The organism is Nocardioidaceae bacterium SCSIO 66511 (assembly GCA_023100825.1).
In the GTDB taxonomy this organism is placed as follows: Bacteria; Actinomycetota; Actinomycetes; order Propionibacteriales; family Nocardioidaceae; genus Solicola.
Genome location: CP095846.1, coordinates 3508607 through 3522885, shown reverse-complemented (window position 1 = coordinate 3522885; position 14279 = coordinate 3508607). Strand labels below are relative to the sequence as shown.

The following is a 14279-nucleotide window of genomic DNA, read 5'->3' as shown; positions in this document are numbered from 1 at the left end:
TCGGGTGACCGGGGCTAGTTCCCGGTGTTCGTCTCGTTCGACGTGCCAGAAGTCGTGTCGGCACCCGACCGGCGGCGCCGACGCCTGCGGCGGGGGCGCGAACTGGCGTCGCCTGCGCCCTGCTCGGAGTTCGACGCGGAGTCGGTCTGCTGATCCGATGACGCCGCCTCGACCGGCTGCCCGCCGCGCGTACGAGTGCGCTGACGGTTACGCCGCTTGCGCGGACGATCCGACGACTTGGCGCCGGACGACTTCGCTCCGGACGACGGGCGAGACGACTCCGCGGGCGGTTTGAGGCGCCCGGTCGCGCCGGGCGGAATGCCCATGTCGTGGAAAAGCTGCTCCGACGTCGAGTAGATCTCGGCCGGCTCCTCGAACGGCAGCCCGTGTGCGTTGTTGATGGTCTTCCAACGCGCGACGTCTGCCCAGTCGACGAAAGTCACGGCGATACCCGTGGCACCCGCGCGGCCCGTACGACCGATGCGGTGCAGGTAGACCTTCTCGTCTTCTGGGCAGCTGTAGTTGATCACGTGCGAGACGTTCTCGACGTCGATGCCGCGGGCCGCGACGTCGGTGGCGACGAGGATCTCGACAGTGCCGTCACGGAACCGCTTGAGCGCCTTCTCCCGCGACACCTGCGCCATATCGCCGTGCAACGGCGACGTGGGGAAGCCGCGTTCGGCGAGGTCGTCGGCGACTCGTTGGGCCGCTCGTTTGGTGCGGGTGAAGATGATCACCCGCGAACGGTCCTCGGCCTGCAGGATCCGCGCGACGACCTCGGGCTTGTCGAGATCGTGGGTGCGATAGACGAACTGCGCGGTCGCCGGGACGGTCGCGCTGTCACTCGACGACTCCGCCCGGATGTTGACCGGATGGCGCATGTGGGTACGAGCAAGCGACACGATCGCACTCGGCATCGTGGCCGAGAACAGCATGGTCTGGCGGAGCTCGGGGGTCTCGGCGATCAGCTTCTCGACATCGGGAAGGAAGCCGAGGTCGAGCATCTCGTCGGCCTCGTCGAGGACGAGCGACTTCACATGGCTGAGGTCGAGCGCCTTGCGGTTGGCGAGGTCGAGGAGGCGACCGGGCGTACCGATCACGATGTCGACGCCTGTCTGCAGCGTCTCGAGCTGGGGTTCGTACGCGACGCCGCCGTAGACCGTGAGAATGCGCAGACCGCGCTTCTTGCTGGCAGTCGACAGATCGCCGGACACCTGGATCGCGAGCTCACGCGTCGGTGCGATCACGAGCGCCTGCGCGCGACCCGGTGCTACGAGCTCGTCGTAGTCGGGGTCGTGCGGCGCCACCGTGCGCTGGACGACGGGGATACCGAAGGCGAGGGTCTTCCCGGTGCCGGTACGGGCCTGACCGATGAGATCGGTGCCGAGCAAGGCGATCGACAGCGTCATCTCCTGAATCGGAAATGGAGTCGTGATACCTACCTCGGCGAGCGAGTCGGCGATCTCCGGAAGTACGCCTAGGTCTTTGAAGGTGGTCAGGGTCATCTCGATTTCATTGACGATGGGTCCGTAGCAGTGTATCGGTGCACCTACTCGATACGCTGCGACCATGGCAGATGACCCTCACAGCCCCGCGTCCGACCCCGCAGAGTCGCCGATGTCGGCATTCGCCGATCCGACGTACCGCACCGGGGTCGTCGACCTGCTGGGCGTGCTCGCGCTCGGCGAGATCACGGCGTTCGAGCGGTTGGCCGAAGACGCCAAGATGGCGCCGACCATGCACGACAAAGCCGAGTTGAGCTCGATGGCGACGGTGGAGTTCGGGCATTTCGTCTCGCTTCGCGACCGGCTCGTGTCGTTGGGCGCCGATCCGTACGAGGCGATGGAGCCGTTCGAGGAGTCGTTCGAGCGCTTCCACCGCAACACGGCGCCGTCGGACTGGCTGGAGAGCCTGGTGAAGGCGTACGTCGGCGACGGGCTCGCGGCCGACTTCTACCGCGAGATCGCGGCCTTCCTCGATCCGAGTACGCGCGAGCTGATCCTCACCGCGCTCGCGGAGTCAGGTCAGTCGGAGTTCGTCGTGGAGCGGGTACGCACCGCGATCGAGGCCGACCCGCGCAGCGGCGGCCGGCTCGCGCTGTGGGGGCGCCGGTTGATGGGCGAGGCGTTGAGCCAGGCTCAGGTCGTCGCCGCCGAGCACGACGGGCTGACTGCCGTGCTCGTCGGCGGAGCGGACCGGCCCGGTATGGACCTCGCCGGAATCGGCCGGATGTTCGCGCGGCTCACCGAGAACCACGCCAAGCGGATGGCCAGCCTCGGGCTGGCCAGCTGACCCGAGCCGAGTTACTCGCCGAAACCGACCCGGCGGGCATCCTCGGCGTCGAACTCGATGTACGCGATCCGGGCGATCGGAATGGCAACGGCGCGTCCGCGCTCGTCGGTCAGCTCGAGCAGCTCGTCTCCGCTCGTGGCCGCGCGTACGGTGGCGAGCACCTCGTCGCGACTCTGCGTCGCGTCGATGGTGATCTCCCGCGGGGCATGCTGTACCCCGATCCTTACCTCCACGATGTTTCTGCCTCTCTGCGTGGTTTGGTTCGTCTGTGAACGGCTCAGGCGTTCATATCGTCGGTCAGTGGGATGCCGCTGATGCCGCGCCATCCGAGCCGGCTCGCCAGGTCGACGGCCTCGTCCTTGCTCAGCGTACGTGCGTTGTCGAGCCAGTAGCGCGCACCGATCTGGGCCATGCCCACCAGGCTGACGGCGAGCAGTTCCGATGCGACGGTCGAGAGCCCGGTGTCGCCGCGAATCACTCCGGCGACCGCTCGGGCGGTCTCCGAGGTCATCCGGTCGATACGGGCGCGTACGCCCGCGTCGCTGGTCAGATCGGACTCGAAGACCAGGCGGAACGCCGCCTCGGAGTTCGAGACGTAGCTGTAGAGGACGTCGAAGGTCGCGGCGACGCGCTCCTTGTTGTCCTCGGTCGAGGCGAGTGCGTCGTTGACGCCGGCGATGATGGTGTCGACGCTGGAGTCGAGCAGCGCGAGGTACAGCTCCAGCTTGCTCGGGAAGTGTTGGTAGAGAACGGGCTTGGACACGCCGGCCTCGTCGGCGATGTCGTCCATCGACGCCGCGTGGTAGCCGCGATCGACGAACACGTCGAGGGCCGCCCCGAGCAGCTGAGCGCGTCGCGCGCTGCGTGGCAGCCTGCCCCCGCGCGGTCGGTCGCTCGTCGACGGCTCACTCATGAATGGTCCTCTCGACGGTCGCCCTCGTACTCCGCGAGCGATCCTACCGGGGGCCGTTCGGTGCGCCGCCGGTGCGGCACGCCGTGCCAGCATCTGGACGCCGGGGCGAGTCCGGCCCGCGGCTGCGACGATGGTGTCGTCCGAGGATGCGGACGCCCGGGAACAACCTCCACCCCCTTCGGTGTTGTCCGGGTGCAGCCCTTTCACGATTCAGCACCACAGAAGTCAAGAGGAGTCACCGTGGCACTACCGCCGCTCGTGGAGCCCGCGCCTGAGCTCACCATCGATGAGGTTCGCCGCTACAGCCGGCATCTGATCATCCCCGACGTGGGCATGACCGGTCAGAAGCGCCTGAAGAACGCCAAGGTGCTGATCATCGGTGCCGGTGGCCTCGGGAGCCCGGCCCTGCTCTACCTCGCGGCCGCGGGAGTGGGCACGCTCGGCATCGTCGAGTTCGACGAGGTCGATGAGTCCAACCTGCAGCGTCAGATCATCCACGGCCAGAGCGATATCGGTAAGCACAAGGGTGAGTCCGCGAAGGAGTCGGTGCGCGAGATCAACCCGTACGTCGACGTCGTCCTGCACTCCGAGCGGCTCGAGAACGACAACGCGCTCGAGATCTTCGCCGACTACGACCTCATCCTCGACGGCACCGACAACTTTGCGACGCGGTACCTGGTCAACGACGCGGCTGTGCTGCTGGGCAAGCCATACGTCTGGGGCTCGATCTACCGCTTCGAGGGCCAGGTCAGCGTGTTCTGGGAGAAGCACGGGCCGCAATACCGCGACCTCTACCCGGAGGCGCCGCCGCCAGGCATGGTCCCGTCGTGCGCCGAGGGCGGTGTTCTCGGTGTGCTGTGCTCCTCCATCGGGTCGATCATGGTGACCGAGGCGATCAAGCTCATCACCGGCATCGGCGAGCCGCTGATCGGTCGGCTGATGGTCTATGACGCACTCGAGATGTCGTACAACACGCTGAACATCCGCAAGGACCCCAACGGCGAGCCGGTCACCGAGCTCATCGACTACGAGGCGTTCTGCGGTGCGGTCAGCGACGAGGCCGCCGATGCGGCCGCGGGCTCGACGATCTCGGTGACCCAGCTCGACACCATGCTCAAGGAGCGCAGCGAGGGCACTCGCGACTTCACCCTGGTCGACGTACGCGAGCCCAACGAGTACGAGATCAACAAGATCCCCGGCTCGATCCTGATCCCGAAGGGCGAGTTCCTGAACGGCAATGCGCTCGAGCAGCTGCCGCAGGACAAACAGGTCGTGCTCCACTGCAAGTCCGGCGCGCGTTCGGCCGAGAGCCTGGCAGTGCTCAAGGGCGCCGGATTCGACGACGCCGTACACGTGGGCGGTGGCGTGGTGGCCTGGGTCAACCAGATCGACCCGTCGCAGCCTTCGTACTGAGTCGCCGATGCCGCCCGCCGAGGAGTACGTCGAGCGGGTGCTGTCGATCGTCGAGGAGATCCCGCGCGGGCGGGTGATGTCGTACGGCGCGATCGCCGACCTGATCGGCAGCGGCGGCCCTCGCCAGGTGGGTGCCGTGATGGCGATGTACGGGGGTGGCGTTCCGTGGTGGCGGGTTGTACGCGCGGACGGGACGCTGCCCGACTCGCACGGCGACCGGGCACGGCAGTGCTATCTCGAGGAGGAGACGCCGTTGCGGGGCGACCTGTTGGAGAGGCCACGGGTCGATATGCGCCACGCGTTCTGGTCTCCCGACGAACGCTGACGAAGCACTTCGACCAGATGCGTAACCCATCGAGAGGTTGCGCGTTGGTAGGTACAGCGACGCAGTTTCACAACGCTTGCGACGCTCGGGCACCCTCTCTCGGGGGCGCGGCCCGGCCTGCCGATGGACGGCGGCAGGCTGGGCCGCCCGGTGTCCCAAACCGGGCATCCGAGCCCCAGGGTCTCTTCCTCCCCGCACCGTCTTACCTGATGAACGCGGCCGTGCAGCGGTGCGACCTTTCGTAGGCTTGGCGGCGTACGCACACCAGCGAGAGGACGCATCGTGACGCATCTTGAGACCCTGGCCGTCAGCGCCGGCCAGGAGGAAGCCGATCCGGCAACGAACTCCCGCGCTGTGCCGATCTACCAGACGACGTCGTACGTGTTCAACGACACCGAGCACGCGGCGAACCTGTTCTCGCTCTCCGAGCCGGGCAATATCTACACCCGCATCATGAACCCGACCTCGTCGGTGTTCGAGGAGCGGATCGCCCAGCTCGAAGGCGGTGTCGGCGCGCTCGCTACCGCATCCGGTTCCTCGGCCACCACGTACGCGGTGCTGAACCTCACCTACAGCGGCGACAACATCGTCGCCCTCTCCACGTTGTACGGCGGCACGTACGCGTTGTTCGCCCATACGCTGCCGCAGTTCGGCATCGAGGTGCGCTTCGTGGATCCGGACAAGCCCGAGGAGCTCGCCGAGCACGTCGACGACAAGACCAGGTTGGTGTTCGCCGAGACTCTCGGTAACCCGAAGATCAACGTGGTCGACATCCGCGCCTGGGCCGATGCCGCGCACGGGCAGGGGCTCCCGTTGATCGTCGACAACACGGCGCCTACGCCGTTCCTCTGCCGACCTTTCGACCTCGGCGCAGACGTTGTCGTGCACGCGGCCACGAAGTACATCGGCGGCCACGGCACGTCGATCGGCGGCGTGATCGTCGATTCCGGCAAGTTCGACTGGAGCGCCAACTCGGAGCGGTTCCCGGGTCTTACGCAGCCCGACGGCGCGTACCACGGAGCGGTGTGGACCGAGGCGGCAGGTGAGGCGGCGTACATCATCCGAGCGCGTACGGTCTTGCTGCGCAACACCGGCGCGGCGGTAGCACCGTTGAACTCGTGGTTGTTCCTGCAAGGGCTCGAGACGCTGCACCTGCGCATGGAGCGGCACAGCGAGAACGCCCTCAAGGTCGCGGAGTACCTATCCGCGCACGACGCCGTGTCGTGGGTGGCGTATCCGGGTCTCGCGGACGACAAGTACCGCGACGTCGCCGACCGCACGTTCAGCGGGCGAGGGTACGGAGGGCTGGTCAGCTTCGGCGTGAAGTCGGGCCGAGAGGGCGGAAGCCGGTTCATCGAGTCGCTCGAGCTCTTCAGCCATCTGGCGAACATCGGTGACACCAAGTCCCTCGCGATCCACAACGCGACGACGACGCACTCCCAGCTCACTCCGGAGGAGCTCGAGGCCGCGGGTGTGCCAGAAGACATGGTGCGCCTGTCGATCGGTATCGAGCACGTCGACGACATCATCGCCGATCTCGATCGGGCACTTTCCAAGAGCGCGTGAGCGAAGAAGGCACACCCCAGCGGATCGTCCTCTACACCGAGGACGATCCGCTGGTGCTCGCCAACGGCGAGGTCCTGCCCGAGGTCGAGGTCGCGTACCGCACGTACGGCGAGCTCGACGCGGACTCGTCGAACGCGGTATTCATCTGTCACGCCCTGACCGGCGACGCCGAGGCGGCCGACTGGTGGGCGGCGATGGTCGGGCCTGGTAAGCCGGTCGATACGAACCGGTTCTTCGTCATCTGCCCGAACCTGCTGGGCGGATGCCGGGGGACCACCGGGCCGCGGTCCGTCAACCCGGTCACCGGCAAGCGGTACGACCTGGACTTCCCGCAGCTCGACATGTCGGACTTCGTCGCGGTGCATCGGCGGCTCGTGGAACGTCTCGGGATCGACCGTCTGCACGCGGCCGTCGGCGGGTCTCTCGGCGGCATGCAGATCCTGCAATGGTTGATCGAGTCTCCCGATGCGATCGAGCGAGCCGTACTGATCGGTGCAAGCAGTCGGCTGACGGCGATGAACATCGCCTTCTCGACCGTTGCGCGTCGGGCGATCATGGGCGACCCGGACTTCGAAGCCGGTGCGTACGCCGACGGTGCCGGCCCCAAGCACGGGCTGTCCGTCGCCAGGATGCTCGGACACATCACGTACCTCTCGGAGCAGGCGCTGACCGAGAAGTTCGACCGCCGGCTCCAGCATGGCGGCGAGCCGCGGCGCGACTTCGGCATCGACTTCGCCGTCGAGTCCTACCTCGACTACCAGGGCGAGTCGTTCGTCAAACGCTTCGACGCGCTCACGTACCTGTACCTGAGCCGGGTGATGGACTACTTCGACCCGTTCGCCGACCCGGACGCAGCGGCGCGGATCGCATCGGGAGCAGCTCGGTTCCTGGTGCTGTCATTCGACTCCGACTGGCGCTTCGACACGGCGCAGTCGCGGCGTATCGTCGACGCGCTCGACGCCGGCGGGGTGCCCGTCTCGTTCCGAGAGATCAGCTCGCCGTGGGGCCACGACTCGTTCCTGATGGAGCTACCCGGGTACCAGTCGGAGGTGGCCGCGTTCCTCTGTTGAGGAGGCGGCGACCGCCCGATCAGGCAGGTACGCGAGCGGCGAGCGCCGACAGCGCGGCGGGGAAGATCTCCGCGGGCGGGTTGACGAGTCCGGCGCCGACCTGGCCGACACCGGCGACTCGACCGGCCATACCGGTGTTGATCTGCGGGAGGATCCCCGTCCGGCAGACACCGGTCACGTCGATACCGGTCGGCGCGCCGCGGAAGTCGAGCACGGGGATCGTCCACCGGGGGTTCTCGGTGAGCGTGATCTCGCCCATCCGTCGCGTGGTGGCGAGCGCATCCGGGACGCTGCCGCCGACGAATCGCACGATCGCCGGCGCCGTCGCCATCGAGAACCCGCCGATGCCGGCCGTCTCGGTGATCGCCGAGTCGCCGATGTCAGGGTTGGCATCGTCTGGACCGTAGTCGCCGAGATAGAGCCCGTCTGCGACCTGCGCCGGACCGGTGAACCACTCGTCGCCCGTGCCGGCGGTCTGGATACCGAAGTCGGTGCCGTTACGGGCCATCGCGACCACCATCGTCGAACCGTCGATACCGCGCGCGGCGTCGAGCGCGAGCTTGCACGCCGGCATCGCGAGGTTGAGGAAGAAGTGGTCGTTGCCGCCGATGAACCGCAGAGCCTGGGCGATCTCATCCGACGAGGAGTTCGACTCGACCATCGCCGGCGCCAGATCGCGCATCAGCATCAGGGTGCCGGCGCGGTTACGGTTGTGCGCCTCGTCGCCCATCTGCAGCATCTGGGTGAGGATGCCGGTGACGTCGACGGGATCGCCCGCGCGTACGGCGGATGCGAGCAGCGGACCGAGCACCGCCGACATCCAACGCAGCCGGTCGAGCACCTCGGACGAGTACGCGCCGTAGCGCAGCACCTTGCCGAGGCCCTCGTTCAGCGAGCAGTACGTACGCCGGCCGGTGTTGGGATCCTCGAGTACGAACATCCACATCGACGGTGAGACGACCCCGGCCATCGGTCCGACGGCGGAGCGGTGGTGACAAGGCGACAGCGAGACCGTCTTGCCCGAGGCGAACAACGGTGCGGCGTCCTCGGGGTCGTCGACGAGACCCTCGAGCGCGGCGGCACCCATCAGGGCACCGCGCATCGGTCCCGACGCGCGATCCCAGTCCAGCGGAGGGCCGGCGTGCAGGAACTCGCCACGTTCGAGGCCGAGTACCTCCGAGGCCGGTGCAACGTCGACGAGCATGGCTTGTACGTCGAGCATCGCGCGTACGGCCTTGGCGTTGGCGTCGCGGCGCCGAGGGTCGGTGGCGACGGTCGCGAGATCGGCCTCGGTGCCGGCCATCGGCGGCTGCCAGTCGACTCGGGTCACCTCGACCGCCTGTGCGTCGAGGGCGTCGGCGAACAGGCCTGCGCCTGCCGCGGTGATGGTCTCGGTCATCGAGCGCCTCCGGTGAGTGCGACTGCCCGGCGTACCGCCTGGGCGTTGGACGTGAAGACTTCGGCACCGGCCTCGGCGAGCGCCTGCGTCTGCCGACTGAGGACCTGCGGGTCGGCTTCGGTGCCGACGCACGCGACCACGACGGGTACGCCGTCAATGCCGCCGATGGCGGGAGCCAGCGCGGCCGCCGGGTCGGATTCTGCGCCGTGGCCGAGTACGACGTCGAGCAGGATGACACCCGTCTGCGGATCGTCTGCAGTACGGGCGAGGTACTCCAGGCGCAGTGTCGGGTCGATCATCGGATGGGCTCGTCCGGCGGTCAGCGAGTCGTCGCCGAAGTCGATCATCAGATGTGCGTCCGCGGTCATCGACGCGTCGAGCGCGTACGCGGGATCGAGCGGGATGTTGCTGCGGATCGGCCCGAGCGTCTCGGCGGCGAGCAGCATTGCCTCGTCGCACATCGTGCCCCCGACGAACAGGCCGCGCAGGTAGCCGGTTGCGCGGCCCGGCTCGGAGGTGCCCCAGTGCGGCCATGCGGGCACCGGGCGCTCGAGTGCCGCGAGGACGGACTCGGCGGCGCTCGTCAGATCCGGCTGACCCGCGCCGAGCAGGGCGAACTGCACGGGCGTGTCGAGCGTTCCTGCGAACTCCCGCACGGATGCCGCCACCTCGTCAGCCGGCGGCTTGGAAACGATCACGATCAGCTCGACCGACGGATCGGCGTCGAGGCGGCGCAGTGCCTGGCGCGTCGCGAGGCCACCCACCTCGGAACCGAGGTCACGGCCGCCGACGCCGAGCGCGGCGGCGACACCCACGCCGGCCGCGTCGAGCAGGCACATCAGCTGCTGGCATCCGGTGCCCGATGCGGCGACGATGCCGACCGGGCCGGGGGAGACGGCGTTCGCGAACCCGAGGCCGATGCCGTCGACCATCGCCGTACCGCAGTCCGGACCCATCACGAGCAGGCCGCGCTCGGCTGCGATCTTCTTCAGCGCCACCTCCTCGGCGACCGGAACGTTGTCGCTGAAGACCATCACGTCGCGTCCGGTGTCGAGGGCGTCCATCGCCTCGATCGTCGCGGATGCGCCGGGTACGGAGACCAGCGCGAGCGAGGCATCGGAACGGCCGAGAGCCGATGCGGTCGTACGCGGCGCGATCTCGGCATCGGAGGAGCTGTCGGAACGCCCGCGAGAGGCTGCCGCGAGCGCAGCGTCGACTGCGGCGACCGCGGAGTCGACCGCGTCGGGCGACTCGACCCGCAGTGCGACGACCATGTCGTTCGGCGTCGTCTCGCCGATCTGGAAGCCCATCGTCGAGAGCAGGTCGAGGTTGAGCGGCGTCGCCATCGCGACCTGTGCGGCGGAGACGCCCGGCGTCGCCGCGACGTCCTTGCTCACCTGCAGCAAGGTGACGGAGTCGGCGTACGCTCCCGGGCGGATCTCCACATGCACTGAGTCATCGGATGGGGGACTGGTCATCGACCTCTCCTGTCGTGGGAATACGAGGGTGCGGGTACATCGGGTCGGGGATCGTCGCCGAGGGCCAGCGAACAGCCGAGGAGCAGACCGGCGCCGGACGTGTGGCCAACGGCGAGCAGGGCGTCGGCGGCCTCGCAGATCGCCGCGGTCGACGACGTCGGTGAACGCAGCGCGAGCAGCAGCCGGCGGAACTCCGGGATGACGTCGCCCGCGCAGGCGCGCGACAGCAGGGTCGCGGACAGCATGGTCGTCGAGGCCGCGGCGTTCGCCTCGATGGCGCGGAGCATCGGCACCGACGGAGCGGAGATGCTGTGCTGGGTGGCGACCCAGCCGCAGAGGACGTCGTCGCCGACCGGCGTGAGACCGCTGCCGCGGCCGAGCAGCGTCGGAACACAGGAAGGCTCGGCGTCACGCAGCTCCCGTAGCGCAGACGCGGGAAGCTCGGCGCGTACGGGGTCGAGGCGTCCGGCCGATGCGGTCGCCAACGCCTGAGCGGTCGTGGAGCAGATGTTGAGCCGGGGCACGGTGGCGTCGACGAGGCGACCGACGCGGACCGTCGTGCCGTTGAGCTCCATCCGGCCGTCGCCGAGGTATGCCCGGTCAGGGACGATCGGCAGCTCGCGCATGGTCGTCTGCAGGCCACACGGCACCGAGACTGCCGATCTGCTCAGCAGGCCGAGACAGCGGCCGGCGTCGTCGACATAGATCGCATCCGCGCCGGCATGTGCGACGGTGACCTCGCGTCGCTGGCCCTCCAATCGCTCGCGTACCCATGTGGGTGCCGCGGCTGCGACCTCGGTTCGCGTCACGATGTGCCTCCAGAGCCTGTGGCTCAGGACACTAATCGCGTCGGGTACTGTCTGCCGATGGTGAGTCTTGCCAATACGGTAGGGCTGGAGGTGCAACAGTTGATAACCGCGACGTACGGGGTGCCGCTCAGCGACGTGCTCGACGTTGAATGCCTTGCGGGTACGACGGTTCTCGCGGGCAGCTCGGGGCTCGGTCGGTCCGTCACCCGGGTCAACGTGATGGAGGTTCCCGATGTCGTCGATTGGGTCAAACCCCATGAGCTGTTGGTGACGACGGCGTTCTCGATCGTTTCGTCCGTGCCCGACGAGCAGGCGCGTTCGGAGGCTTTCGTACGCCTCGTCCGCGATCTGCGAGCGCGTGACGTCGCTGCGCTCGGCGTGAAGCTCGGCCGCTACCTCGACGCAGTGCCGCCGGAGGCCGTCGCAGCTGCCGAGGAGGTCGGGTTGCCGCTGTTGAGCCTGCCGGCAGATCTCGCCTACGACGATCTTCTCCAGCAGGTCCACGCTCGGCTGAACGAAGTGCAGACCGGTGTGCTCGAGCGGATCGACGCGCTGCACACGGCCCTGACCCATCTCGTCCTCGAAGGCGGCGATCTCGAGCAGATCGCCGCCGAGGTAGCGCGCGTCCTCGCCGTCGGCGTGCTGTTCTGCTCGACCGATGGGCGCGAGCGGGCGGCGGCGATGCCCGACGAGATGCGCGAGGCGTTGGCGGCTGCCGACCTGTTCGATCCGACCGGCCGGTTCCGGGTCGAACGCGCGAGCCGGCGTCCGCTCCCGGTCGGCGACGGACAGGTACGACTCCAACCCGTCGTCGCGGGCGGCAGCGACCTCGCCCGGATGGTGTGTTTCACCCCTGACCGCGAACCGACCGCGGACGACGTGTACGCGCTCGAGCGTGCCGCGACCGTCGCTGCTCTCCTGATCACGCGGCAGCAAGCCGTGACTGCGGTCGAGAGTAAGTACCGCGGCGACTTCCTGCGCGACGTCTTCGTCGGTCGCGCGGGCGATCCCGAGTACGTCGTCGAGCACGCCGCCGCGCTCGGCTGGAAGCTCGACCGACCGATGCTCGTCGTCTCCGCCGAGCTGGACCCGCCCGGTGCGGACGAGCCCGTGTCGAGCAGGGTGCGTCGGTCATGGCAGGAACGCTTCTTCGCGGCATGGCGCCAGGTCACCGAGACGTACGACAAGACGGTGCCGACCGTCGAGTTCTCGGCCGAGGTGGTCACGTTGCTGCCGGTGCCGGAGTACGCCGACGATCCCGAGCGGGCGTACGCCGACGCCCGCTCGGCACTGAGTCGCCTGGTCACCGAGGTGGCCGGGGACAAGGGCGGCGGGCGACGACCGTTCTCGGTCGGCGTGAGCCGGGTGGTCCGCTCGATCGACCGGCTCCAGGACGGATACGCGCAGGCACGACGGGCCACCGAGGTGGGGCGCCGGATGAACGGCGGCGGCTCGACGACGCATTTCGACCAGCTCGGCATCCACCGGCTCATCGCGCTCATCCCCGACGACCATGAGCTGGGGGCCTTTGCCGGAGAGGTGCTCGGCGAACTCGCCGCCGACACCGACGACGCGCGCGACCTTCGTACGACCCTGCAGATCCTGCTGGACACCAATCTCAACGTCGCCGAGGCCGCCCGGCTGCAATTCTTCCACTACAACACGATGCGCTACCGGATCAGCAAGCTCGAACGCATCCTCGGGCCGTTCAGCACCGATCCGCATCTGCGGCTGAACATCGCCGTTGCGCTGCAGGTGCTCGAGGTACGCGGCTGAGCTCGGATCCGCGGCTTTGGTGATCTCCGTTCGACTACCCGCCTGCCGATTCCGGTCCGACGCCGGCTTTCCCGCTCCTTCGGTCCTGAAAAGACGCGGCGACGCGCGGAGCCGCCGCTTCGGCCGGGTTTCTTGGCGGCTTTCCCATCACCTTGGTATGGGATCGGGGTAACGTTCGGTCCTTGGTGTCACCTTCGTAGCGATGGCCACGGGCGTACCAACGAGCATGGCAACCTGTCACTTTGCACGGCGTACCTGCCATGCCAAGTGGAGTTTCACCATGTTTACTTGGTGAACGACCATCGACCGACGCCGCAAAGCCGACTGGATCGGGAGAGCCGGCGGCGAACCGAACCCCGTAGTTGCGGCTCCCGCGTCGCCGCGTCTTTCCCCGGCCGAAGTAAGCGGGAGAGCCGGCAGCGAGCCGGAACCGGGCAGGCGGGATGTCGCCGAACGGAGGCGCAAAAGCCGACAGCGAACCCGAGTTGGGCAGGCAAGTCGTACCGCACGAAGCGGGTAGGGCTCAGATCCCCGGGAAACGCTTCAGATGCCAGACGTGCCAGCCGCCGACCTTACGTGCCTGGCGGGTGTTCTTGTACCAGCGCGGGATGCGCTTGATCTTCGTCCAGCGGCCGTGAGACCAGGCGTACCGGACGTTGTAGCCCTTGAATGCGACTCCGTCGCCGTTACGCGTGGCGATGCGTTGCGTCATCGTGATCACGCCGTTCGGGCTGACGTTGCGACGCCATCCGGCATAGGACATCAGCGACGAGTCGACGCCCCAGCGGATCGAACCGTACGGGCCGAACGCGGGACATTTCTCGACGACGAGGCGACCCTTGCGGACGGTGAGCATTGTGTAGAACGGCGTGTGCGCACCCATCTGCGAGCCGATGAGCAGTTCTGCGCCCGGACGCCCGTCGATCCATGCGGCGCCGCCCCACTTGCCGCCCTTCCACCAGTTGCGGACGTTCACCTTGCGCTGAAGGAAGCGGCCCTTGGCCGTGCGTACGCGGATCTGTACCTGCTTATCGCTGATCTGGCGCCAGCTGACCCGGTCGGCGCGGCGGTCGCCGTCGACGTCGATCGTCACCACGCGATGGCAGTTCTTGACACCGGCGCACGGCGCCTTGCCCGTCGGGGCACCCGAGGCGCCGCCCGGAACGGCGAGGAAGGCGCCGATGAGAGCGAGCGTTGCCGTGGTCGGTGCAGCAAAGGTTGCGAACTTGGTCTTCACG

At 68.1% G+C, this 14279-nt stretch carries 13 protein-coding genes; 6 read left to right on the top strand and 7 right to left on the bottom strand.

Going from position 1 to position 14279, the window contains the following annotated elements:
* Positions 1-14: 14 nt before the first annotated feature.
* Complete coding sequence (locus tag MU582_16595; protein UPK74039.1) at positions 15-1505, bottom strand: DEAD/DEAH box helicase; 1491 nt, start codon at positions 1503-1505, stop codon at positions 15-17.
* A 64-nt stretch (positions 1506-1569) separates the two neighbouring features.
* Between MU582_16595 and MU582_16590 the strand changes: the two genes are divergently transcribed.
* Complete coding sequence (locus tag MU582_16590) at positions 1570-2292, top strand: ferritin-like domain-containing protein (protein ID UPK74038.1); 723 nt, start codon at positions 1570-1572, stop codon at positions 2290-2292.
* A gap of 11 nt (positions 2293-2303) precedes the next feature.
* Here the strand turns inward: MU582_16590 and MU582_16585 are convergent, their stop codons facing one another.
* Complete coding sequence (locus tag MU582_16585) at positions 2304-2525, bottom strand: DUF3107 domain-containing protein (GenBank protein ID UPK74037.1); 222 nt, start codon at positions 2523-2525, stop codon at positions 2304-2306.
* A gap of 44 nt (positions 2526-2569) precedes the next feature.
* Positions 2570-3205 (bottom strand): TetR/AcrR family transcriptional regulator, encoded by a 636-nt coding sequence (locus MU582_16580; GenBank protein UPK74036.1) that lies wholly within the window; start codon positions 3203-3205, stop codon positions 2570-2572.
* A 240-nt stretch (positions 3206-3445) separates the two neighbouring features.
* Here MU582_16580 and moeZ point away from each other — a divergent pair, with 240 nt between their 5' ends.
* The 4 genes from moeZ (at position 3446) to MU582_16560 (ending at position 7579) form a co-directional block, all read left to right on the top strand.
* Positions 3446-4618, top strand: coding sequence for an adenylyltransferase/sulfurtransferase MoeZ (gene moeZ, locus MU582_16575; GenBank protein UPK74035.1), 1173 nt, complete (start codon positions 3446-3448; stop codon positions 4616-4618).
* 7 nt (positions 4619-4625) lie between these two features.
* The gene (locus MU582_16570) at positions 4626-4943 is read left to right on the top strand and encodes an MGMT family protein (GenBank protein ID UPK74034.1); all 318 of its coding nucleotides are present in this window, start codon (positions 4626-4628) and stop codon (positions 4941-4943) included.
* Positions 4944-5225: 282 nt separating this feature from the next.
* Complete coding sequence (locus MU582_16565; protein UPK74033.1) at positions 5226-6509, top strand: O-acetylhomoserine aminocarboxypropyltransferase/cysteine synthase; 1284 nt, start codon at positions 5226-5228, stop codon at positions 6507-6509.
* A complete protein-coding gene (locus tag MU582_16560) occupies positions 6506-7579 on the top strand; it encodes a homoserine O-acetyltransferase (GenBank protein ID UPK74032.1) in 1074 nt (357 codons plus the stop codon). The genes MU582_16565 and MU582_16560 overlap by 4 nt, the downstream gene beginning before the upstream one ends.
* Before the next feature lie 19 nt (positions 7580-7598).
* On the opposite strand, the gene MU582_16555 is transcribed toward MU582_16560, so the two are convergent.
* From MU582_16555 to MU582_16545, 3 genes are read right to left on the bottom strand one after another with little or no spacing between them, the layout of a single operon-like run.
* The gene (locus tag MU582_16555) at positions 7599-8978 is read right to left on the bottom strand and encodes a DUF1116 domain-containing protein (GenBank protein ID UPK74031.1); all 1380 of its coding nucleotides are present in this window, start codon (positions 8976-8978) and stop codon (positions 7599-7601) included.
* Positions 8975-10456 carry an FdrA family protein gene (locus MU582_16550; protein ID UPK74030.1) on the bottom strand — a complete coding sequence of 494 codons (1482 nt, stop codon included), beginning with the start codon at positions 10454-10456 and terminating at the stop codon, positions 8975-8977. Before MU582_16550 ends, MU582_16555 begins: the two co-directional genes overlap by 4 nt.
* Positions 10453-11265 (bottom strand): DUF2877 domain-containing protein, encoded by an 813-nt coding sequence (locus MU582_16545; GenBank protein UPK74029.1) that lies wholly within the window; start codon positions 11263-11265, stop codon positions 10453-10455. Before MU582_16545 ends, MU582_16550 begins: the two co-directional genes overlap by 4 nt.
* 57 nt (positions 11266-11322) lie before the next feature.
* Here MU582_16545 and MU582_16540 point away from each other — a divergent pair, with 57 nt between their 5' ends.
* The gene (locus MU582_16540) at positions 11323-13041 is read left to right on the top strand and encodes a PucR family transcriptional regulator ligand-binding domain-containing protein (GenBank protein ID UPK74028.1); all 1719 of its coding nucleotides are present in this window, start codon (positions 11323-11325) and stop codon (positions 13039-13041) included.
* 523 nt (positions 13042-13564) lie between these two features.
* Here MU582_16540 and MU582_16535 read toward each other — a convergent pair.
* The gene (locus MU582_16535) at positions 13565-14278 is read right to left on the bottom strand and encodes a hypothetical protein (protein UPK74027.1); all 714 of its coding nucleotides are present in this window, start codon (positions 14276-14278) and stop codon (positions 13565-13567) included.
* Position 14279: the final 1 nt, after the last annotated feature.

What these genes read in the sequence shown, in the direction of transcription:
- MU582_16595 (UPK74039.1), bottom strand. Translation starts at nt 1,505, where the DNA reads ATGACCCTGACCACCTTCAAAGACCTAGGCGTACTTCCGGAGATCGCC.
- MU582_16570 (UPK74034.1), top strand. Translation starts at nt 4,626, where the DNA reads ATGCCGCCCGCCGAGGAGTACGTCGAGCGGGTGCTGTCGATCGTCGAG.
- MU582_16590 (UPK74038.1), top strand. Translation starts at nt 1,570, where the DNA reads ATGGCAGATGACCCTCACAGCCCCGCGTCCGACCCCGCAGAGTCGCCG.
- MU582_16580 (UPK74036.1), bottom strand. Translation starts at nt 3,205, where the DNA reads ATGAGTGAGCCGTCGACGAGCGACCGACCGCGCGGGGGCAGGCTGCCA.
- MU582_16555 (UPK74031.1), bottom strand. Translation starts at nt 8,978, where the DNA reads ATGACCGAGACCATCACCGCGGCAGGCGCAGGCCTGTTCGCCGACGCC.
- MU582_16550 (UPK74030.1), bottom strand. Translation starts at nt 10,456, where the DNA reads ATGACCAGTCCCCCATCCGATGACTCAGTGCATGTGGAGATCCGCCCG.
- MU582_16540 (UPK74028.1), top strand. Translation starts at nt 11,323, where the DNA reads ATGGTGAGTCTTGCCAATACGGTAGGGCTGGAGGTGCAACAGTTGATA.